Origin of the sequence: Janthinobacterium sp. PSPC1-1 (assembly GCF_049897625.1) — a bacterium.
Lineage (GTDB): Bacteria > Pseudomonadota > Gammaproteobacteria > Burkholderiales > Burkholderiaceae_D > Janthinobacterium > Janthinobacterium tructae.
Genome location: NZ_JAFCWP010000004.1, coordinates 283,383 through 304,632, shown reverse-complemented (window position 1 = coordinate 304,632; position 21,250 = coordinate 283,383). Strand labels below are relative to the sequence as shown.

Genomic DNA, 21,250 nt, shown 5'->3' with positions numbered 1-21,250 from the left:
GCATCAGAAGATGTAGCGCAGGGTGACGCTGGCATTACGCGGCGCACCCCAGTAACCCTGGTTGTACATGCCAAGCTGGCTGTAGTAATGCTTGTCGAACAGGTTGTTGACGTTTGCCTGCAGCGACAGCTGGCGCGACAGCGCATATTTCGCCATCAGGCTGGCCACGGCATAGCCGCCCTGCTCCACGCGTTCCGTGCCCTTCGGCCCCGTGGCATCGCGGTAGGCACCGCTCAGCCAGTTCACGCCGCCGCCCACCGATAACGCCCGCAAGTCGCCACGCAGCTGATACGTGGAAAACACGCGCGCCAGGGTCTGCGGCACATAGCTGTTCAAGCGCGCGCCCGCGTTGTCCTCAGCCGCCGCGTGCGACACGCTGGCCGATACGTTCCAGCCCTTGGCCAGTTCACCCGATACGTCCAGTTCCACACCCTTGCTGGTGGTGCCCGAGGCCGCGAAATACGCCTGCGTCAGCGAATTGCCGACAAAATGGCCCGTGTCTTCCTGCGCCAGGCCATCCTGCGCGATGCGGAACACGGCCAGTGACGCATTGAGTTTGCCGTCAAAATACTCGCCCTTCACGCCCGCTTCCACATTCTTGCCCTGCACGGGGTCGAGATAGCGGCCAAACCGGTCCTGGTAGCCCTGCGGCTTGAAGATCTTGCTGTAGCTGGTGTACAGCGCATGCTGCGCATCGATATCCCATACCAGCCCCGCATACGGCGTGACGGCATGCTTGGCATAGGCGTAGCTGCCGCCCCAGTCATCGACGTGGTCCGCCTTGTAGCGGCTGTAGCGCGCGCCGACGATCAGTTTCAAGGGGTCGGCCAGCGAAAAACGCGCCGTGCCATAGATGCCGCGCTGCTGCACCGTGTCGAGCAGTTGCCAGCGCGAGAAATTCGGGTTATTCCAGTCCGGCTCCGGCGTCACGCCCTGCCATTGATGGAAATTGCCGTAGTCGACGCTGCCGCCGGCCAGGCCCGGATTGCTGGAGAACTGGTTGCTGCCCGAGACGCCGAACGCCAGGTCATGCGTGCGCCCCAGCAGTTGCAGCGGCCCCTGTACATAGGCGTCGACGCTGTCCTGGCGCCGCGTGCCCGAGTAAAAGCCGGAGTAGCCCGTCACGCCCTGCCCCGTGGCCTTGTCCGGCCAGGTATTGGCGAAGAGCTCGGCCGCCGAATAATTGCCCCAGCCGTGATTCAGCATGGCGGTCAGGTTCCAGCCACTGCCCAGGCTTTGCTCCAGGCGCAAGAAAGCCGTCTGGCTGGTGCTGAACCAGCGGCTCCAGGTGGTGGCCGTGGTGGCCGAGCGGGAAAACGTGGCGCGCTCGCCATCCGCATACCACAGCGGCAAGCCGCCATACATGCCGCCGCGCGGGCGGTTATCCTGGTATTCATAGCCGGCGATCAGCACGCTGCCAGGCGCCAGGTCCGCTTCCACGGTGGCGTAGGCCATGGCCTTCTTGCCGTGGTACAGATCCACATACGATTCGCTGTCCTGATAGCTGGCCACGACACGGCCACGCACCTTGCCATCCGCAGTCAACGGCGTGGAGAGGTCGGCGCTGGCGCGCGCATTGTTCCAGGAACCCAGGCTCAGGGCCGCATTCCCGGCCAGTTGCCCCGATGACGCGCGCTTGCGCACCAGGTTGATGGTGGCCGACGGTTCGCCCGCGCCCGTCAGCAGGCCGGTGGCGCCGCGCACGATCTCGACCCTGTCGTAGGCCGTCATGTCCAGCGTGCTGTCGCCCACGTTGTAGGCATTGTCGACCGTGGTGGGGATACCGTCGTACTGGTAGCTGGCGATGGAAAAGCCGCGCGCAAAAAACGAGGTACGATCGCTGTCGTAGCGGTTGATGGCGATGCCGGCCGCGTTTTGCAGCACCTCTTCCACCGTTTGCAGATTCTGGTCATCCATCTGCTGGCGCGTGACCACGCTGACGGCTTGCGGCGTCTCGCGCACGGACAAGCCCAGGCGCGTGGCCGAGCGCATGGCCTGCGTCGTATAGGCGCCGCTGCCTTCCGTCGCGCCGTTCGCATCAAAGCTGGCACTGACCTTCATCTCGGGCATGGTCTGGCCGCCATCGGCCGCTACCGCGTCGAGCACATAGCCGCCATTTGCCTGCGGCACGGCACGCAAGCCGGAGCCGGCGACGATGGCGCCCAGCGCTGCAGGTACGCTGTAGCTGCCCGTCAGGCCAGCGCTGCGCTTGCCCGCCAAGGCGGCGGCCTGGTAGGAAAGCATGGTGCCCGTCTGCTGACCGAAGCGCACCAGTACCTGCTCCAGGGTGCCGGCAGGTATTGCCAGCTCGATGCGCGCCGCATTGGCTGCCTGGGCAAGGGGGGCGGCAGCCGAGGCGCCGCTGGCGGCGAACAACCACAGGGCCTGGCTGACGGCCAGCGCCGCCACGCGGCGGCGGCATACAGTGGAAGCGGAAGAAGCGTAAATAGGAGTTGTGCTGGGCATGCGGACTGTTTTCCTGAAAGTGAATGAAGGGTTCACTTGCTATGTCACGCGAAAATCGAAAACCCCTCAGTTTTTCAGAAAATAATTATGCATGCTGCCGATGCGGCACCACGCTCACCCAGAAACGCGTGCTCTGGCGCACGTCGACGGGCAAGGTGCGCGTCAGCATGTCCAGCACTTGCGTGGTGTCGGCCAGCGGGTAGATGCCCGACACGCGCAGCTGGGCGATGGCCGGATCGCAAGCCAGGCGCCCGTGGCGGTAGCGCGCCAGCTCGCCGATAAACTCGGCCAGCGGCATATCGTGCGCCACCAGCATGCCCGTCGTCCAGGCATCCGCACCGGCAGGCAAGGCCTCGATTGCCCCGATGCGGTTTGCCGTAAACATCGTTTGCTGACCGGGGTGCAGCCTTTGCACGACGCCAGGCGCCAGCATTGGCATGATGTCGACCGCACCCGCGAACACGCCCAGGCGCGTGACTTCGCCACCGGCGCGCACGGCAAAGCGCGTCCCCACCGGTTGCAACCGGCCTTGCGCCGTTTGCACGAAAAACGGCCGGCCGGCCGGATCGCGCGCCGTGCTGACCATGATCTCGCCCCTTAATAACGTCACCAGGCGCTGGCCCGCGTCATAGCGCACGTCGATGGAGGTGGCCGTATTGAGGGCGATGCGCGTGCCGTCGTCCAGCACGACGTGGCGCAGCTCGCCCGTACCGGTACGGTAATCGGCCAGCCAGAAGCGCGCCTGCTCATCGCCGCCCGCCATCCAGGCGCCGCCGCCCACGGCCAGCAGCGCCAGGAATTTCAACGACTGGCGGCGCGCGGCATTGGCCTGCGCATGGATCGGTTTGCGCGCCAGGGTGCCATGCGCCAGCGGCGCGGGCAAGGCACGAATGCGCGCCATGCAGCCTTCCACGTGCAGCCAGGCTTGCTCGTTTTCCGGGTCACTGTCGCGCCAGGCGCGCCAGGCCTGCTCCACTTCCAGCGTGGCGTCGCTGGCCTGCAGGCGCACCAGCCATTCGACAGCCTGCAGGCTGGCCGCTTCCGACGTGGAGGCGCCCATCACGGCGCCGGAGGAGAAAAGAAACATTGGTGCATGGCTTTCACCAGGTAGCGCTGCACGGTGGCCAGCGAGACATTCAGTTCCAGCGCGATGGCCGCCTGCGGCATGCCATCGAGCTGCGACAGCAGAAACGCGCGGCGCACGGCCGGCGCCAGGCCATCGAGGCGGCGGTCGATGTCGAACAGGGCTTCGAGCAAAATTGCCTGCGCTTCGGGATCGGGCGCATGCTGCGCCGGCAGGCTGGCCAGGGTGTCCAGGTACGCCGCTTCCAGGTCGCGGCGACGGTACAGATTGCCCAGCACGCCCTTGGCCACCGTCGTCAGGAAGGCCCGCGGCTCGCGCACGGCGATGCTTTCTTCGCGATTGAGCAGACGCATGAAAGTGTCGTGCGCCACGTCGGCCGCATCAAAGGCGTTGCCCAGCTTGTGCCTGAGCCAGCCTTGCAGCCACCGGTGGTGATCGTGATACAGGCTGCCCACCTGCTGGTGGACGCCGGATTGGGCAGGCGGCACGGAAAATCCTCACACGCAAACAATAATGATTCGCATTCTAACTGGCATAACAAGGCTGGCGCAACCGCCGCGTGGCACGTAGAAATGATAGTATTTACAACATCTTGCACATGCCCCCTGGCCGTGCCCTACCCTGAAAGGCAAACATGCTGCTATCTGAACTGCTGACCAAGCTGACCTGCGGTGACCTGGAAGGAGAGGAACTCGACGAAGCCGTCACTGCCATCACCGCTGCGCCGTCCGCTCCGCGCGACGAGTGGATCGACAGCGATGCGCAGGCCTGCACGGTGGCGATCCTCTTGCACCTGGCCTGCCATATGGCCTCGAGCGACAAGCTCGATGAACTGCACGAACAGATACAGGACATGTTCGACGAATTCCCCGACTTCCCCTACGAAATGCTCGAGGACAGCGGCGGTAGCGCGCTGCCCTATTTCGAGTGGCTGGACACGGAACTGGCGCAGCGCGCCGTGGAAGACGGCGGCTATGAGCTGATCCAGATCGACGGCAACGGCTCCGACGAAATGGATGCGCTGGTGGTGTACCGGCGCGACACGGACGACATCATCCAGGCGGCGGCATTGATGGGCGTGACGATACGCCGGCCGCTCACCTACTATCGCGGCATCGAAGCGATGGTGGGCAAGCGGCCGTTCTGAGACCCCGCGCCTATTGCATCGGCAAGGCGCTCACATCGACGGCCGGCGCCTGGCCCGTGGCCGGGCGCGTGAAGTTCTGGCCGGTTTTCACGTACTCGGCGAAGAAGCCGCCATTACGCAGGTAGAACTTGCCGTTTTCCAGGCCGCCCGCGTAATCCATGCGCTGCGCGTTGGTGGCCGTGGCATCGCCCGTGTAGCGCCCTGCCGTCACTTCCGACCAGGCGCCGGAAACGTTCCTCGCCCACTGGTTGCCGAACTGGACGCGGCGCTCCGTGTAGCCCAGGGTATCGATGAAGTTTTCGAGGAAGGAATGCACGCGCGTCAGATACGTGGAAATCGCCGGCCGCTTCCAGGTGGCGATGTAGCGCCATTTTCCCGTTTCCGGCGCAAAGAACCAGGCCGAATAATCGCTGCCGCCCTTGCCGTCGGGACGCGCGCGCGTGATGAAGCGGTACGTGGTGCCGGCCGCCCAATTATATGAAAGGTAGGTTTGCCCGCCCGTGCCCTCGCCGCCAAATGCATTGTCGATGACGCCCTCGCCCTTGCTGACCAGGGTGGTCTTGGCGCCATTCTCGGCGTCCCACACGGAAAACAAGATCCAGCGCTCGGTGGGCGACTTCACCTGGATGCCCATGTAGCCCTGGCCGAAGCCGTTGGCCATGAAGTAGGACCCGATGGCGTCCTGGCCCACGGGTATCGTCATCTCGTTATAAAAATACTCGGTATTGGCCGGCACCGTGTAGCCCATGTGCACGGATGGCCCGCGCCTCGACCAGTAGTAATTGGCCGGGTCGCTGGCATAGTTCAGCGTGGCACTTGCCGTCACCTTCAATGCGGCGACTTCGCCGAACGTGGCCTTGGCGCGCGTCAATCCCTGCAAGTCCACCTTCACATAGCCGGCCGCCGGCACATTGACCGTACCGACGGCGTAGGTCTTGCGCGCCTTGCCGGCCAGCCTGACGTCGAACGGCGTGCCGTTGATCTTCACGCGGACGGTACTATCGCCGCCATCGGCCAGGCTGGCGTCCAGCGCCACCTGGACGGGACCTGCTTCAGCCACGCGGAAATACGTGCTGGCGACGGCAGAAGGATTGCTCCAGCCGGTCAGGCCATGCTCGCCGATGACGGCGCCCTCCTGCCCGCTGGTGATGAAGGCATTGCCGGCCAGCTCCACGCTGGCGGGCGTCGCGGACGCCATGGGCGCGGCCACGCAGGCGGCCACGCAGGCGGCAAGTAAAGGCATGGCGGGAAGGACTGCATAGAGCAATGAACTTGTGTGTTTCATCAACGTCTCCTGAAATGGAAAAAACCCGCTACGGCGGCAGGCGCGGTAGCGGGTTGTAAAGCCTTAGTACTTGCCGTCGAGGGCGAAGATCGGCTTGCGCGCTTTCCACTGGCCGCCCGTGAAGTCGGGGAAGTCCAGGGTCTGGAAGTTGGCGGCAATCGATTGCTCGGACAACGGCGTGATGGCGCTCCACGTCACGGCGTCATAGATATCGATCGGCATCGGCGCATTGGCCTTCAGGGCTTCGACAAAGGCGTGGATGACGAAGAAGTCCATGCCGCCGTGACCCGCGCCTTCCGCTTGCGCCGCATATTTGCGCCAGACCGGGTGCTCATACTTGTCCTGGTAAGCCTTGAAATCGTCCCACTGGTGCGGCTTGCTGACGCCTTCGATATGAATCGAATTATTCAAGTCCATCCACAGGCCGTCCGTGCCTTGCACGCGGAAGCCCAGCGAATACGGGCGCGGCAGGCTCGTATCGTGCTGCAGGATGATGGTTTCACCGTTCTCGCACGCCAGCGTGGTGGTGACCACGTCGCCCAGCTTGAATTTCACCTTGGCGTTCGCATGCTGCGCGCCGCCCGGCTGCTTGACGATGTAGTCGTGCAAGCCGCGCGCCTTGGTGGCGAAGGCGTTGATGCGCGTAAAACGGTTGCCGCGATTGATGTTCGTGTACATGGCGCACGGGCCGATGCCGTGGCTTGGATACAGTTCGCCATTGCGCTCGACCGAGTGCTGCGTGCGCCAATGGGCTTCCGACCAGCCCTTCTCTCCGAATTCCACGCCGCCGCCATACGGCTTGGCCGGATTGCCGCTATTGAATTTGACGGCGCGCAGGTCATGCTGGTAGCCGCCCTGCAGGTGCAGCAGTTCGCCGAACAGGCCTGCGCGCACCATCTGCAGCGCAGCCATCACGTCGCGGCGGTAGCACACGTTTTCCAGCAACATGTACGGCGTGCCCGTCTTCAGCTGGGTATTGAGCACATCCCAGTGGTCTTGCAGGGTAATACCGGCCACCACCTCGCAACCGACGGCGATCTTCGCCTGCATCGCGGCGATCGCCATGGGTGCGTGGAATTCCCACGGCGTGGCGATGATCACGCCATCGAGGCCGCCCGCGTCCAGCATGCGCTGGTAGGCTTTCTGGTCGCGGTCTTCGCCATATGTGCGCGGACGCGGCTTGCCGGCTTTGGCCACCTGGCCCAGCGCGTGTTTCAGCATGATCGGTTCGATATCGCACAGGGCAACCACTTCCACGTCATCGCGGCGCACCAGTTCGGCCAGCAGCACCTGGCCGCGCATGCCCGTGCCGATCAGGCCCAGGCGAACCTTGTCGCGACCGGTGGCGGTTGCGGCGTTGGCCGCGCCAGGCAGCAAGGCGCTGCCGGCCATGGCGCCACCGGCCAGCGCTGCGCTGGCGGACAGGAAATTGCGTCGATTGATTTGTGTCGTCATTGGTCTCTTCTCGCTTCCGTTGGTAATGATCGTCACCGGCCCGCCGCACGGCAGGCCGGTTGCAGGTTAATAGGTGTATTCCGCCGTGAAGCGCACGGAACGCGGTGCCGTGCGTCCATCGACCTGCAGGTAATTGCGGGAGATGGCGCCATGGTCTTCGCGCGTTTCGGTATAGCGGGTGACGGTCTGGCTGTTGAAGACGTTGAACACGTCCACTTTCAGGCTCAGGCCTTTGACGGCGCTGGGAGTATAGGCCACATTCATGTCCAGCTGGGCTTGCCATGGCAGGCGGCCCTGGCTGCCGCGCGGCGCCGGCTTGCCGTTGCAATAGAAGTAGGAATCGCCGTAATTGCCCTCGAACTTCAGGTTATCGGGCAGCGCGCCGATGCAGTTGCGCGGCGCACCCGAGATCAGCGACAGGTTGGCGCCCACCATCACGTCCGGGATGACCTGCATGAAGCCGTAGGCCTTGAAGGCGTGGCGGTGGTCGCCCGGCAGGTAGCCATACGCGTTGTACATCAGTTCCTTGTGATCGTCGCTGACCGTCAGGCCCACGTCGCCGCCGCCGATGCTGTCCGTCTGGCCTTCCATATTGCCCTTCAGGCCGGACAAGGTGTAGGTCAGCTTGCCATACCAGCCGTTCGTGTACGGGTGCTCGACGAACATGTTCAGGGCGCGGTAAGTGCGCGATGGCAGCGGGTTGCCCCACTCTGCCGCCGAAATATCCACGCGGCGCAGGCCCTTGCCATCGTCAAAGTCCACCATCAGGCTGTTGTCGCGGCCCGGATTGATGATGGCGCACTGGAAGCCGCTCCAGTTAGCCGTATCGACGCTGTTGCGCGTGGCCCAGGCTTGCAGCGGACGCGCGTCGCAGCTGTCGTCGTTGGTGTCGTTCAGCTTGCGGTACAGGACGCTGGCGCCTACCACCAGCTTCTTGCTCAGGGCGCGTTCGAAGCCCAGCGAGAATTCATCCTGCGACAGCGGTTTCAGGCCAACGGCCGTCACTTCGCGCGCATCGCGGCTCTGGCCATACGCGTTGTTGGCCGAATACGGCTTGCTGATCGCATGCAGGCCCGTCGGCGCGCCCGTGACGGGATCGACGCCCGTGTAGGTGAACATCTCGCTGGTGGCCAGGAAGGGGCTGGCCATGTTGCTCGACAAATTCGATGGCACCGGCAGGTGGTAGCGGCCACCGTTGGCGAAGAATTTCAGGGTGCCGTCGCCCAGGTAGTCCCAGGTGGCGCCCAGGCGCGGGGCGATCATGTTGCGCTGCGAAATGAAGGCCACTCCATCGCTGCTGTAGTTGGTGAACTGTTCGCGGCGCAGGCCCAGGTCCAGCAGTACCCGCTCCGTCACCTGATAGTGATCCTGGATGTACTGCGCCGATTGCACGCTGGTCGGACGCGCCAGGTTGGCGTTCAGGTCCTTGCTGACATAATAGCCATCCTTGCCGTAGCCGTCGCCCTGGTATGGCGTTTCAAAGGCGCCGTTGATCGGCAGATTCTTATCCGCGGCCCGCTGGTAGTTCCAGCGGTAGCCGCCGGCCAGGCTCAGGCCCACCTTCGATTCCACGTCGATGCGGTCGATGCCGCCGCGCAGCGAGTGCTTGCCCAGCTTGTATTCCAGGTCCAGGCGCTTGGCTTTCTGGCGGTCTTCCGAGGATGGGTCGACCAGGGTCCCCGTCACCGCCTGCGGATTGGCGTACGTCAGTCCAGGTACACGGGTATCGCTATTCGAGACCGTCTGCGCCAGGCTCGGATCGTAGCCATTCGGCGTGCGGCGGTGCGATGTGCGCGATTCGCCCATCATGGCCGTCACCGTCAGCTTGTCCGTCAGGTAGCCCGTGTACTTGAAGATGTCGACATTCGCGCCTGGCGCGGCCGACGAACCGCAGCAGTTGATGGTGGTCTCGCTGCCGCCACCAGGCACGTTGTTGCGTTTCAAGGTGGCATAGTCGAAGCCATAGCTCTGGCTATCCGTTGTCGTGCGGTCATACAGCTTGGTATATTCAAAGTGATGGTCGTCCGTCAGGTTGTAGTCCAGCTTGGCCATCATGCGGTCAACCTTGCTCTTGCTTTCGCGCCAGCCGTTCGGCAGCACCTTGTCCGAGTCGTCGCGCGCACCGGCGACGGCGCCGCCGTCCGTGCGCGTCTGTTCCAGCGCCACGAAGGCGAACAGCTTGTTCTGGATCAGCGGCCCGCTGCCGTACAAGCCGACGACCTTGCTGGTGCTGCCGTTATCGCGATTCCAGTACTTCAAGGTGCCATCCGTGCCCGGATTGGCGCCCGTGTTCGGGTAGTACCGGTTTTCCGTTGTGCCCTTCAGCGAACGCGGGATGATGGAGACCTTGCCGCCGAATTCGACCTTGTTGCCGCCGCTCTTGGTAGTGATGTTGATCACGCCGCCCGTGGAGCGGCCAAACTCCGAGCCGTAGCCGCCCGACAGCACCTGCAGGTTGGAAATCGCGCCAAACGGCAGCTCCGACGCGCCCACCTGTGTCAGGAGGTTGGTGATGGGGAAGCCATTGACGTAGAAGGCGTTTTCCGACTGGCCCGAGCCGCCGATCGACGGCGCATTGCCATACACGCTGTTGGTGCCGCGCGCCACGCCCGGCGTCAGCTGCACGATGGAAGCCACATCATTCCCGACCGGCAGCGCTTTCAGTTCCTTGGCGGTGAAGATCACGCCATTGTTCGTGTTCGACACGTCGATCGTGTTGCGCGACGCTTTCACCACGACGGTTTGCTCCTGGCCCACGGAACCGGCCACGCTGGCCGGACCGAAGTTCGCTTCCGCACCGGCGCCGATCAGGGCTTCGACTTCCTGCGACGCTTCCACCGAACCGGCACGCAGCACACGCACCGCATAGCGGCCTGGCGGCATGGAATTGGCCACATAGCGGCCCGACGTATCCGGCGTCAGGCTGCGCCGCACGCCCGTCGCCAGGTTTTCCAGCACCACGGTGGCGCCGGCCGGTGCGCTCACTTCGCCGAAAATGGTACTGGTGGCATTCGACTGTGCCCAGGCCTGGCCTGGCACGCCGGCCGCCAGTGCGATCACGATCGCGGCGGCGCGGCTGATGTCGCGCAATTTGAGTCGGGTGGTATGCATGCTGTCTCTCCGTCTATATCGAGGGTTATAAGCGTCCTCCCCGCTCCAGGGCGGAGTCGGGGGGATGCAATTTTTATGGTGTTCGTCGGAAGGTAGCGCCAGACAGCCGCACCTTTCGAGAAATCAGTCCGTATCGGCTGATTTTCGTTTTCTTGGGATTACTTTAAAAAGAAAAATAAGTACCGTCAACAAAAAGAAAGTTATAACGCAAATTTATCACTCAACCAGGTAAATAAATGCGATTTATCTTTTGAATCGATGGCTGGTGCGGCAAATAACTTTCGTTATCGTGGTGTGACAGATACACACGTAGGCAGGTAGGTGAGCAAGAATGGTGAAACGGCCCAAAAATCCGGAGAGAAAAACGCGAAAGCAGCCCTGATGATCTGCTTTCACTTACGTTTATCTTTCGTATTACATATTTCAGAGTATTGTCTTTTCTTTTTCATGGCAATACCCCGGCCCGCACAGGCGGGCCGGGGCAAGGTCACGCCTTAAAAGAACTTGTAGCTGGCCGAGAGCGCAAACTGGCGGCCGAACAGGTCCTGGCTATGGTTGTAGCCTTCCCAGCCATTCGGGTCGTAGTACGGCTGCTTGTTGAACGCGTTTTTCACGTTCAGGCCCACGTCCAGGTTCTTGACCGGCTTCCAGCTGAAGGCCAGGTTCACCGTGGTGTACGACGGCGCACCCTTGCACTGGCCGGCCGGCAGCGATACCGAGGCGGCGGTGCAGTTCTCCGGCGTATTGTCCTTGTCCCAGGGGCCATACGCCCAGCGCGTCTTGCCCGAATAGTTGACGAACACGCTGCTGACGAAGTTGCGGTAGCTCCAGTCGGCATTCACGGTGGCGCGGTAGCGCGGCGAATCGTAGTAACCGACGGTATTGCCCTTGATGTCGCTGCCGTCTTCGCTGTCATGGGTATCGCGCTTGCGGATGGTGGCGGCGATGCCGGTACTCAGCTTGCCCCAGTCACCGAGCGCAAAGCGCGTGCGCGCGTCGATGTCCACGCCGTCCATCAGGGTGCGACCGCGGTTCGAATACGAGTTGATCAAGCCGCCCAGGTTGCCCACCGAGTAGCCCGGTACGCCGCCCGCGCACACGCCAGCATTGGCGGGATTGGCGCACATGGCCGCCACTGCAGCCACGTTGCCCCGGTCCGTATCGGTCAAGTCGTTGCGGATGGCGCTAGACGTGCCGGCCAGGGTCGGACCGTACTTGCCCACCAGTTCCGTAAACAGTTCGTTGAAGTCCTGGCGCACGATTTCGTCGCGGCGGTTGATGAACCAGTAATCGATGGAAATGCTCACGTCCTTGGCCGGCTGCAGCACCAGGCCCACGGTCGATATCTTGGCCTTTTCCGGACGCAGGTTCTGGTTCGGCGGCGTCAGGCCGCCCACCGTCGTGGAGCAGTTCGAGTTCAGCAGGCTCTTGCCCAGGTCCGCATCCGTTGCCACCCTGGACTTCATCAGCGCGCGCGCCATGGCATTCGTTTCGTCGCAGCGCACCGTATCGCGGATGCCGCCCACCTGCGCAAAGACGCCGCCCGTGCCCGATTCGGCCAAGTTGGGCGCGCGGAAGCCTTCCGAATACGTCCCGCGCAGCATCAGGTCGGGCCGCGCGCGCCAGATCACGCCCAGCTTGGGCGCCAGGTTGGCGGCGAAATGCGGATATTTGTCCAGGCGCGCGGCCGCATTGACTTCCAGGGTATCGCTGAGCGGCACCACCACTTCGCCAAACACGGCGGCGATGGTGCGCTTGCCGTCGAACCAGGAACCGCCTTGCTGCGTGATCAGGCCATTGGCCGCATCCGCGTTGCCGGGCGTGAGAAAGCTCTCGCGCATGATGTTGGTACCCACGGCGGCGCGCACTTCGCGCTCGCCGAGCTTGAACAGGGTGCCTTCGACCTTCGCGTCCCAGGTCATCAGTTTGGTCCAGGATTCGATGGCGAAGGTCGGGTAGGCGGCACGCAGGAGCGCCGCGTTGGCGTCACTGATTTCGCCGAACTTGTAGGCGGGATTGTCCGAGATGTACGTGCGGCCGCTGACGGGGTCTTTCGTGAACGGGCCAAACGCCTGCTCGAAGCCCTTGATGTTGATGTTCGCCGTCTGGAACAGGGTGGAATGGCTGCCCGCCACGCTGAGCGCCGTTTCAAAATCCCAGCCACCGCCGATGCTGCCGCGCAGGCCGACGAGCGCGCGGTAGTTTTCATCGACATTCTTCTGGCCGAAGTGGCCCGTCGCATCCTGCAGCAGGTAATTCAAGCCGGCCGCGCCGCCCATCTTGGCCAGCATATCGGCATCGAGCTTGCCCTTCAGGTAGACGTTGTTCGGGCTGAGGAAAGGCGTGGCGAAGGTGTTGAGCGTATTGCCCGTATTGCGCGCAAACCAGTTGTTCGTGCTGCCGCTGTTGAAGCTGGACGGGCCATTCTCGCCGCGCATCTTGATGTGGGTGAAGGCGCCTTCCGCGAACGCTTCCATGTCGCCACCGAGTTTCAGCCGGCCGCTCAGGTAAGCCGTGGCGCGCTCCGAGGTAGGCCCCGTGTCGAGCTGGTTGGGCAGCGCATTCCATACGCAGCGCGTGCCCGACGCCTCGGTGATGCTGGTGTTGCATCCGGGCGCGGCGCGCTGGGTGCGCGCATTGTTCTTCGCCTTGTCGAAGACAAAGAAGGTCCCCGGGTTCATCACGCCCGGCTCGCTGCCGACGCCCACACGCATGTTCGGGATGAAATTGGGATTGTTCGCATAAAAATACGCGGGACGCTTTTGCCAGGTATCGGCCAGGGCGATGCGGTCGCGCTGGTAGACGTTCACGGAACCATAGATGTTGTAGCCGTCGTTGGCCAGGTCACCCAGGCCATACAGCACGCTGGCCTGGCGCTCGCCATAGGCTTTCACGCTGGGCGAAAACTCGCCATTGGCACGCGCTTCCAGGCCTTGATACGACTTTTTGGTGATCACGTTGATGACGCCGGCCACGGCATCGGAGCCATACACGGCCGACGCGCCGTCCGTCAAAATTTCCATGCGCTCGATGGCGGCGGCGGGAATGGCGTCGATATTGACGAACATGGTCTGGAAACCGGCCGGCGCACCGTAGAACGACAGGCGGCGGCCATTCAGCAGCACCAGGGTGCCCTGCGCACCCAGGCCGCGCAAGTTCGCTTGCGAACCGCCATCGGAACCCGTGAACATCGAGCGGAAGTCCTGCTGCGCCGGGCGGGCGGCAGGCAGGTTGTCGAGCACTTGCAGCAAGGTGAGCGCGCCCATGTTTTCGATCTGCTTGGCATTGATCACCTGTACCGGTGACGCCGTTTCTGCGTTGATCCGCTTCAGGCTGGAACCCGTCACTTCGACACGCTGCAGTTTTTCCTCCTCCGCTGCCAGCGCTGTCGACGCCAACGCGGTTGAGCCTAGTCCGACCGCCACCATGGCGGCCACCATTTTTTTCATATGCATGTTCGTCTCCCTTTTTATAAGTAATTGATGTTGCAGGCTGCAAGAGTCCCTCCCCGGTCCGAAGAGGGGCTCTTTTTTAGTGAAATGATTGATTGCTTAGCGCGGCTTGACTGTCGCGCCTTCCGTGCCGGTCAACACGGCGTTGGCCCAGTTACCGCAGACCTGGGCCGGGTGGGCGCCGCGTGCACCCAGGGTGCGCAAACTGAGCTGGCTCAGGCCGCGCACGTCGATTTCGGGTTTGACCACCCCGGGAGCCGTGACCAGGCCGCTGTCATACAGCAGCCGCTCACCGCTCCAGACCTGGAATTGCAAGCCGCCCGCGCTGCGGCAGCTATCGTCCACGCCCAGGTCGGCGCGCAGCAGATTCCAGTTGCCGGCCAGCTGCAAGTCGATGCGGCTGGCCGGTCCCACGCCGAGGCCCTTGCGGAACCACAGCCCGTTCATGCGCATCTCGGCCGCCTTGCCGGCTGGCCGATCTTTCGCGACGTTCTTCGGCAGCACCAGGTCCGACAGATAGCGCTGCACCTCCTCGCCTTCGGCCACGCGGTGCTCGAGCACGCGAAATTCGGACAAGGCGACAGGCGCCACGTCAGTGGCCAGCGCCGCATCAAACGCGCGCGCCACCGGGCCGGCCTGCGCCGCCGTCACCATCGGGTCGGTGGACGCCGCGCCATCGCCTTCCGGATTTTGCGTGCTCATGACGCGGAAGCGCAGCAAGCGTCCGGCCGTGGCGGGGAAATTGATCGTCTGGGCACCCTGTTCCAGTTTGAGCGTGCCACGCGCAAGCGCCGCGCCCCATTCGCCGTTGTTGTCGCCGATGTAGATTTCATAGTCGCGCACCTGGCCATGCTTCCAGTGCTGGTCGTTGCGCGGCGCCAGTTCGATGCCATCCACCAGCCGGCGTTCCGTAAAGCCGATCACCCATTCGTGCGGGCCGCTTTTCACGGACGGGCTGCGCACGGTGCGGAACCAGGTCTCCGGCTTGCCATCGAAGGCGTTTTCCAGCGGATAGCCGCTTTCCTCCGCAGGGCGCGCCACCACCTGCATGGCGTCTGCCGGCAAGGCGCGGCCCGGCACGGGGGCGGCGGGGAAGTCGGCGTCGATTCTCGCCACGGCCAGCGCACCGGCGACCTGCAGCATCAAGGCCTGGCGGATATCCTGCGCCGCCACTTTCACGTGCAGAGTGCCTTGCCGGTCGGCCGCGTCGAAATACCAGCCTTCGACCGCCTTGTCATAGGCGGCGCGCTCGCCCGCTGCCGCGATCAGGCGTTGGCCGGCCCGCACGGCGGCCGGTGCCTGGCCCGCCAGCATGCGCAGCGCATAGCCGCGGCGCGCTTCCTGGCCCTGATATTTGCCATCGACGGCGCCGATGTCGACCTGCACATCGGCGCCCGTCTGGCGCATGCGGATGACTTGCTGGCTGAAGGCGCCGCCCTGGTACTGGCGCGTGTTGCCGTCGTCTTCATACAGGGTGTAGTCGGACTCGCCGTGCGGGTAGATGTCGAGGGTCAGCTGATCCTTCGGCTTCTGGCCGTCGTACAGCATTTCCGGATACATGGGCAGGATGGCGCCGGCGCGCACGAACACGGGCAATTTATCCAGCGTCACTTGCATGTCCAGGTCGCGCCCCTTGGCATCCGCCGTGGCTTGGCGGCCATCCCAGTAGTCGTACCAGGTCCCTTGCGGCAGGTGGATGCCCTTGCGCCAGCCGCCGCTGACAGCCTGGCTGCGGTAGACGGGCGCCACCAGCACGTCGCGCCCCAGCAGGAATTGGTATTTATAGGCTTCCGTGTAGGCGGCCGGGTCTTGCGGGTAATCCCACATCAGCCCCCGCACCAGCGGCGCGCCCGATTGCTCCGCTTCGCGCACGAGGGTGTACATGTACGGCGTCAAACGCATCTTGAGCTTCAGATAGCGGCGGTTGATGTCGCGGTACGGTTGCTCGAACCACCACGGATGCTTGCGCTCGGCCGCGGCCCAGCCGGACATGCCCATCAAAACTGGCGTAAAGCTTTTCCACTGCAAGTCACGCAGATAGGTTTCCGGGCTGCCGCCGAAGATCGCATCCACGTCGCCGGACGCATACGCCTGGCCGGACAGGCCCGAGCCGATCAGGGTCGGGATATGCCAGCGGATGTAATCCCAGCTGGCGCTCTGGTCACCCGTCCACGCCACGGCGTAGCGCTGGATGCCGGCCCAGCCCATTACCGTCCACAAAAATGGCCGTCCGTCGGAGTTGTTCAGGATGCCGTCATAGGCGGACTTGTTCGCGTCCATGGCGAACTGATAGCCCTTGCCCGTCCACGCCACGTCCAGCTTTTGCACGCGGCTACCCGCCTGGCCCACTTCCCAGGCGATCTTGTCGACGCCGTTTTCCGTCCACAGGCCCGTGCGGAAGCCATAGCCGGCCAGGCCCTTCACGGTTTCCGGCAAATTCGTGTAGCCGCAGCCATAGCCGTCGTTGGGTAAAATCCAGCCGCCCGGCATGTCGTGTTCGCGGTACTGGCGCGCCACGGTTTCCACCACGTCCGGCGTCTTGCCCGTGGGGCCATCGGTCCAGCCCTTCGGCACGGAACCGGGCTTTTTTACATTGTCGCCATCGTTGTAGCAATCGGCGTCGCCGTATTCCAGCGCCCAGCGGGGCAGCATGCGCGCGCGGCCCGTCAAGTCCGTGTAGCGGGCGACGACGTCGCGCAGGTCCTTGCCGACAAAGAAATAGGCGTCGAAGCGGCCTTCCGCGTGCTGCAGCGAGATCTGCTCCTTGTCGCGCAAATCGTAATTGCCGTCGGACCAGGTATTGCGCAGCATGCCCCATCCGCGTGAACTCATCAAAAATGGCGCGGGATTCGGGCGGTCGCCCTCTTCCCAGCCGCCCGAATACGACACGGGCACCTGCTTGCCCTTGAATTCGAAGCGGCCGTTCTGCTGGCCGCCGCCGAAGTAACGCTCGCCCGGCAAGCTGGTAAGCACCTGCACGCCCTGCTTGTCGTCGAGCGACAGCGGCTGCACTTCGCGCCACAGCGGCACCAGGCCGCCCTTGCGGTACAAGGTAAAGCGCAAGGGCTTGCGGTCGATGCGCAGGCTCAGGGCTTCGGTGCTGATCAGGATATGGTCGGGCTGTTCATTGATCTGGTACGCCACCTGCGCGGCAGGCTGGCCCACGACGATGGGCGCGGCCTTGTCGCCCGGCCCCGTCAAGCCCCCCTTGCCGCCCGCCTGAATGCGCAGCACGTCCGCCTGCGGCAGGCTGATACGCAGCTGCATGCCCGTGTCGCTGCGCACATCCCAGCCCAGTGCCTCGCCCTTGGCCACATCGGCCGCATGCACGGCACTCAAGCGTGTCAGGTTGCCGATAGGCGCGGCCTGCAGGCCCGGCGCGGCCAATGTGGCGAGGGCGGCGAGGACACAGGCGGCAAGGGCGCGGCGGGGAAGCGGGAGAGGTTTCATCTGGCGGCTTTCAGAAAATCGAAGTGATGGAAATACTTTAAGAAGAAAAATAAATATCGTCAATCAAAAGAAAGTTAAAGCTGCAATTTATTAATAAAATGCCCAGTATTGGCGCATTTTTCTTACGTTTCACCAAAAAGCCACAAAACATACTTTCGTTATCGTCGCATTTCAGCGACAGGCGGCAGCGCCACAGGGTTTCATGCGGCACTGCAACACGATTGGAAGCAGATAAAACGACATTATTTCGCAAGCCATGCAACTATTTACTTTCGTTTTACTTTCGTATTTGACTTTTCGAAATTTAGTATTTATGCTTTCTCCAACAAACACTTTACTGACACTCCATGACTACCCTTCTTCAGCGTGACATTCAAACCTGGCGCGACATCGGCGGCCTGCACACGGCCGAGGAAATCGCCCACCAGCCGGCCATCTGGCGCGCGCTGGCTGGCATTTTGCGCAAGGAACAAGCCGGCCTGGCCGCCTTCCTGGGCGACGCGCTGTCCAATCCTGCGCAACGCGTCATCCTGACGGGCGCCGGCAGCTCCGCCTATGTGGGCGAAATCGTCGTCGACACCCTGAATGCGGCCTGGCCAGCGCAAATCCGCGCCATCGCCACCACGACGTTGCTGACGCACCACGAGCTGTACCTGGAAGCGCATGCGCCTACCCTGCTCGTCTCGTTTGCCCGCAGCGGCGACAGCCCGGAAAGCCTGGCGGCCGTGGAACTGCTGCGCCAGGTCGTGCCCGGCGCGCGCTTTTTGAACATCACCTGCAACGCCGATGGCAAGCTGGCGCGCCAGGGCGCCAATGACAGCAATACGTATAACTTGCTGATGCCGGAAGGCAGCTGCGACCGCGGCTTCGCCATGACCAGCAGCTTTTCCAGCATGCTGCTGGCGGCCGTGTCGGTACTGGGCAAGGACACGGATTTGTCCCGCCTGGAGACCCTGGCGCAGCTGGGCGAACACGCCTTGCGCGACTGGTCGGCGCCCGTGGCGGAGCTGGGCTCGACACCCGTACAGCGCGTGGTCTACCTGGGCAGCGGTCCGCTGGAAGCGCTGGCCAAGGAAGCAGCCCTGAAAATCCTGGAATTGACGGGTGGCCGCGTGATGGCGATGGCAAATACCGCGCTGGGTTTCCGCCACGGCCCGAAATCGGCCGTCACCACGGAGTCGCTGGTGATCCTGCTGCGCAGCAGCAAGCCCTTGGCGCGCCAGTATGAAGACGATCTATTGAAAGAACTGCAGCGCGACAGCGTGGCGCAGACGTGCCTGACTGTGGGCATCGGCGGCGACCTGTCAGCCGACGCGCCGGCCTGGCCCGACGCCTGGCTGGCCCCGCTGTGGCTGCTGATGGCGCAGCAATATGCGCTGCACCAGTCCGCGCTGCTGCAACTGCGCCCCGACAATCCATTCGCCGGCGGCATCGTCAACCGTGTCGTGCAGGGCGTCACCATCTATGGCCATGACCAATTCTAATCATACCGCCGGCTACCACGGCATCGACATCGGCGGCAGCAAGATGGAGCTGGTGGCCTTTGCCGACCGCGACGGCGCGCTGAAGGAAGTATTCCGCGAACGGGTGGCCACGCCCGGTGACGATTTTGCCGCCTTCGTGCAGGCGATCGTCGGCCTGGTGGCGCGCGGCGACACGGCCCTGGGCACGACGGCGCCCGTCGGCATCGGCTTGCCCGGCGTGATCGACAGCGCCAGCGGCCGGCAACTGAGCTCCAACGTGCCGGCCCTGAACGGCCGCCTGGTGGCGCAAACGCTGCAGCAAGCCTTGCAGCGCCCCGTCGCCATCGGCAACGATTGCCAGTGCTTCGCCCTGTCGGAAGCGCAAGGCGGCGCGGCCGACAATGCCGCCAGCATGTTCGGCGCCATTCTCGGCACGGGCGCCGGCGGCGGCTATTGCGTGGGCGGCCAGCTGCTGCGCGGCTTTAATGGCGTGGCCGGCGAATGGGGCCACTGGAGCCTGCCCGCCACCCTGCTGGCGCAGCACGGCCTGGCCGAATACCCCTGCCCGTGCGGCAAGACGGGCTGCCTGGAACGCTATGTCTCCGGCCCCGCCATGAGCAAGTTATATGCGCATTTTGGCGGCGAAGGCACAGAACCGTTGGCTACGCTGGCCATTATCGCCCGCGCCAACATCGGCGACGCCGTGGCCCAGCGCACGGTCGCCGTGCACCTCGACGTGCTGGGCCACGCGCTGGCCGGCCTGGTGCTGGCCTACGACCCGCACGTCATCGTGCTCGGCGGCGGCCTGTCCAAGCTGCCGCACCTGTACGACAAGCTGCCGGCCGCCGTCAAGCGCCATTTGTTTCCCGGCGTCCACGTGCCGCCCATTTTGCCGCCCCGCTTTGGCGACGCCGGCGGCGCGCGCGGCGCGGCCCTTTTGATACGACAACATACCAAGGCGTCAACATGATGAAGCAAGTGGAAAACCCGACCTTTACCCTGTCCCCGATCCAGCAAGTGATCAAGGCGCACCGCCGCGGCGAACGCGTGGGACTGTACGCCGTGTGCTGCAGCCACCCGAGCGTGCTGCGCGCCGCCATGCGCGTGGCCAGCGAGTACGACACCGTGCTGTTGGTCGAAGCGACCTCGAACCAGGTCGACCAGTTCGGCGGCTACACGGGCATGACACCAAACGTTTTCCGCGACACCATGCTGGCACTGGCGCGGGAACAGGGTTTCCCGACCGAGCGCCTGGTGCTGGGCGGCGACCATCTTGGCCCGAACGCCTGGCAGCACCTCGATGCGGCCACCGCGATGGCCCACGCCGAGACCCTGATCGCCGCGTATGCGGCGGCCGGCTTTCATAAAATCCACCTCGATTGCAGCATGCGCTGCGTTGATGACCCTTTGCAGCTCGACGATGAAACCGTGGCGGCCCGCTCGGCGCGCCTGTGCCTCGTCGCCGAAGCGGCGGCTGCCGCAGCCGGCTTCGCGCCGCCCGTCTACGTGATTGGCACGGAAGTGCCGATACCCGGCGGTGAAGCATCGTTGGCGCAAGCTGGCGCCGTCACCAGCCCGCAGGCCGCGCGCCGCACGCTGGACGTACACCGCCGCGCCTTCCTGGACAACGAGCTGCATGGCGCCTGGCGCCGGGTCATCGCCATGGTGGTGCAGCCTGGCGTCGATTTCGACCAGAGCAGCATCCAGCATTACGATGCGCCAGCGGCCGCCGAACTGTCGGCCTTCGTCGCCGAGCAGCCTGGCCTCGTGTTCGAAGCCCATTCCACCGACTACCAGCGCGAATCGGCCCTGCACGCCATGGTGCGCGACCATTTCGCCATCCTGAAAGTGGGGCCGGCCGCCACCTTTGCCCTGCGCGAGGCGCTGTACGCGCTGTGCCAGATCGAGCAGGAACTGCTGCCGGCGCACGCCACTTCGCAACTGATGCAGGTGCTCGACGATGTGATGCTGGCCAAGCCAAAGCACTGGATCAAGCATTACCTGGGCACGCCGCAAGAACAGCGTTTGATGCGCCGCTACGGCTTGAGCGACCGTTGCCGCTATTACTGGGGCGAGCCGGAAGTCGCTGCCACCGTCGACAAGCTGCTGGCCAACCTCGACGCCCTGACGATTCCGCTACCGCTGCTGAGCCAGCATTTGCCGGAACAGTACCTGGCCGTGGTGCAGGGCAGCCTGGCAGCCAAGGCGCCGGCCTTGATCGAGCACAAGATCGGCAGCTTGCTGGCGCAATATGCGCGCGCCTGCAACCGCAATACGGCCGTCCCCGTCGTTGCCGAAGCGGCAATCTGTTAAGCTCGATATTTTCATTTTTACTGA

General features: G+C 63.9%; 12 protein-coding genes. 4 read left to right on the top strand and 8 right to left on the bottom strand.

From position 1 onward, the window contains the following. Positions 1-3: 3 nt before the first annotated feature. The 3 genes from ACP7EG_RS15220 to ACP7EG_RS15210 all read right to left on the bottom strand — a co-directional run bounded on the left by ACP7EG_RS15220 (position 4) and on the right by ACP7EG_RS15210 (position 4,038). A complete protein-coding gene (locus ACP7EG_RS15220; RefSeq protein ID WP_426088262.1) occupies positions 4-2,466 on the bottom strand; it encodes a TonB-dependent siderophore receptor in 2,463 nt (820 codons plus the stop codon). A gap of 85 nt (positions 2,467-2,551) precedes the next feature. Next, positions 2,552-3,553, bottom strand: coding sequence for a FecR domain-containing protein (locus ACP7EG_RS15215; protein WP_426088261.1), 1,002 nt, complete (start codon positions 3,551-3,553; stop codon positions 2,552-2,554). Beyond that, a complete protein-coding gene (locus ACP7EG_RS15210; RefSeq protein ID WP_426088260.1) occupies positions 3,526-4,038 on the bottom strand; it encodes a sigma-70 family RNA polymerase sigma factor in 513 nt (170 codons plus the stop codon). Before ACP7EG_RS15210 ends, ACP7EG_RS15215 begins: the two co-directional genes overlap by 28 nt. Positions 4,039-4,184: 146 nt before the next feature. On the opposite strand from ACP7EG_RS15210, the gene ACP7EG_RS15205 reads away from it, so the two are divergent. After that, the gene (locus ACP7EG_RS15205; protein WP_426088259.1) at positions 4,185-4,697 is read left to right on the top strand and encodes a hypothetical protein; all 513 of its coding nucleotides are present in this window, start codon (positions 4,185-4,187) and stop codon (positions 4,695-4,697) included. A 10-nt stretch (positions 4,698-4,707) separates the two neighbouring features. Here ACP7EG_RS15205 and ACP7EG_RS15200 read toward each other — a convergent pair whose 3' ends face one another. From ACP7EG_RS15200 to ACP7EG_RS15180, 5 genes are all read right to left on the bottom strand, one after another. Continuing rightward, the gene (locus ACP7EG_RS15200) at positions 4,708-5,982 is read right to left on the bottom strand and encodes a DUF3472 domain-containing protein (RefSeq protein ID WP_426088258.1); all 1,275 of its coding nucleotides are present in this window, start codon (positions 5,980-5,982) and stop codon (positions 4,708-4,710) included. A gap of 63 nt (positions 5,983-6,045) precedes the next feature. Further along, positions 6,046-7,437, bottom strand: coding sequence for a Gfo/Idh/MocA family protein (locus ACP7EG_RS15195; RefSeq protein WP_426088257.1), 1,392 nt, complete (start codon positions 7,435-7,437; stop codon positions 6,046-6,048). Between the two features lie 66 nt (positions 7,438-7,503). After that, the gene (locus ACP7EG_RS15190) at positions 7,504-10,548 is read right to left on the bottom strand and encodes a TonB-dependent receptor (RefSeq protein ID WP_426088256.1); all 3,045 of its coding nucleotides are present in this window, start codon (positions 10,546-10,548) and stop codon (positions 7,504-7,506) included. Between the two features lie 494 nt (positions 10,549-11,042). Continuing rightward, positions 11,043-14,003 carry a TonB-dependent receptor plug domain-containing protein gene (locus ACP7EG_RS15185; RefSeq protein WP_426088255.1) on the bottom strand — a complete coding sequence of 987 codons (2,961 nt, stop codon included), beginning with the start codon at positions 14,001-14,003 and terminating at the stop codon, positions 11,043-11,045. Between the two features lie 96 nt (positions 14,004-14,099). Beyond that, positions 14,100-17,450 (bottom strand): TIM-barrel domain-containing protein, encoded by a 3,351-nt coding sequence (locus ACP7EG_RS15180; protein WP_426088254.1) that lies wholly within the window; start codon positions 17,448-17,450, stop codon positions 14,100-14,102. 347 nt (positions 17,451-17,797) lie between these two features. Between ACP7EG_RS15180 and ACP7EG_RS15175 the strand changes: the two genes are divergently transcribed. The 3 genes from ACP7EG_RS15175 to ACP7EG_RS15165 are packed head-to-tail and all read left to right on the top strand — an operon-like array spanning position 17,798 to position 21,226. Next, entirely contained in the window at positions 17,798-18,934 is a 1,137-nt protein-coding gene (locus tag ACP7EG_RS15175) for an SIS domain-containing protein (protein WP_426088253.1), read from the top strand. Beyond that, positions 18,921-19,883 carry an ROK family protein gene (locus tag ACP7EG_RS15170; protein WP_426088252.1) on the top strand — a complete coding sequence of 321 codons (963 nt, stop codon included), beginning with the start codon at positions 18,921-18,923 and terminating at the stop codon, positions 19,881-19,883. The genes ACP7EG_RS15175 and ACP7EG_RS15170 overlap by 14 nt, the downstream gene beginning before the upstream one ends. Continuing rightward, positions 19,883-21,226: a D-tagatose-bisphosphate aldolase, class II, non-catalytic subunit gene (locus tag ACP7EG_RS15165; protein ID WP_426088501.1), complete on the top strand. Its 1,344-nt coding sequence runs from the start codon at positions 19,883-19,885 to the stop codon at positions 21,224-21,226. The genes ACP7EG_RS15170 and ACP7EG_RS15165 overlap by 1 nt, the downstream gene beginning before the upstream one ends. The last annotated feature ends 24 nt before the right edge of the window (positions 21,227-21,250 follow it).

Coding starts and splice junctions, on each gene's coding strand:
- ACP7EG_RS15195 (WP_426088257.1), bottom strand. CDS start 7,437: ATGACGACACAAATCAATCGACGCAATTTCCTGTCCGCCAGCGCAGCG.
- ACP7EG_RS15205 (WP_426088259.1), top strand. CDS start 4,185: ATGCTGCTATCTGAACTGCTGACCAAGCTGACCTGCGGTGACCTGGAA.
- ACP7EG_RS15180 (WP_426088254.1), bottom strand. CDS start 17,450: ATGAAACCTCTCCCGCTTCCCCGCCGCGCCCTTGCCGCCTGTGTCCTC.
- ACP7EG_RS15170 (WP_426088252.1), top strand. CDS start 18,921: ATGACCAATTCTAATCATACCGCCGGCTACCACGGCATCGACATCGGC.
- ACP7EG_RS15200 (WP_426088258.1), bottom strand. CDS start 5,982: ATGAAACACACAAGTTCATTGCTCTATGCAGTCCTTCCCGCCATGCCT.
- ACP7EG_RS15220 (WP_426088262.1), bottom strand. CDS start 2,466: ATGCCCAGCACAACTCCTATTTACGCTTCTTCCGCTTCCACTGTATGC.
- ACP7EG_RS15185 (WP_426088255.1), bottom strand. CDS start 14,003: ATGCATATGAAAAAAATGGTGGCCGCCATGGTGGCGGTCGGACTAGGC.
- ACP7EG_RS15175 (WP_426088253.1), top strand. CDS start 17,798: ATGACTACCCTTCTTCAGCGTGACATTCAAACCTGGCGCGACATCGGC.
- ACP7EG_RS15165 (WP_426088501.1), top strand. CDS start 19,883: ATGAAGCAAGTGGAAAACCCGACCTTTACCCTGTCCCCGATCCAGCAA.
- ACP7EG_RS15215 (WP_426088261.1), bottom strand. CDS start 3,553: ATGTTTCTTTTCTCCTCCGGCGCCGTGATGGGCGCCTCCACGTCGGAA.
- ACP7EG_RS15190 (WP_426088256.1), bottom strand. CDS start 10,548: ATGCATACCACCCGACTCAAATTGCGCGACATCAGCCGCGCCGCCGCG.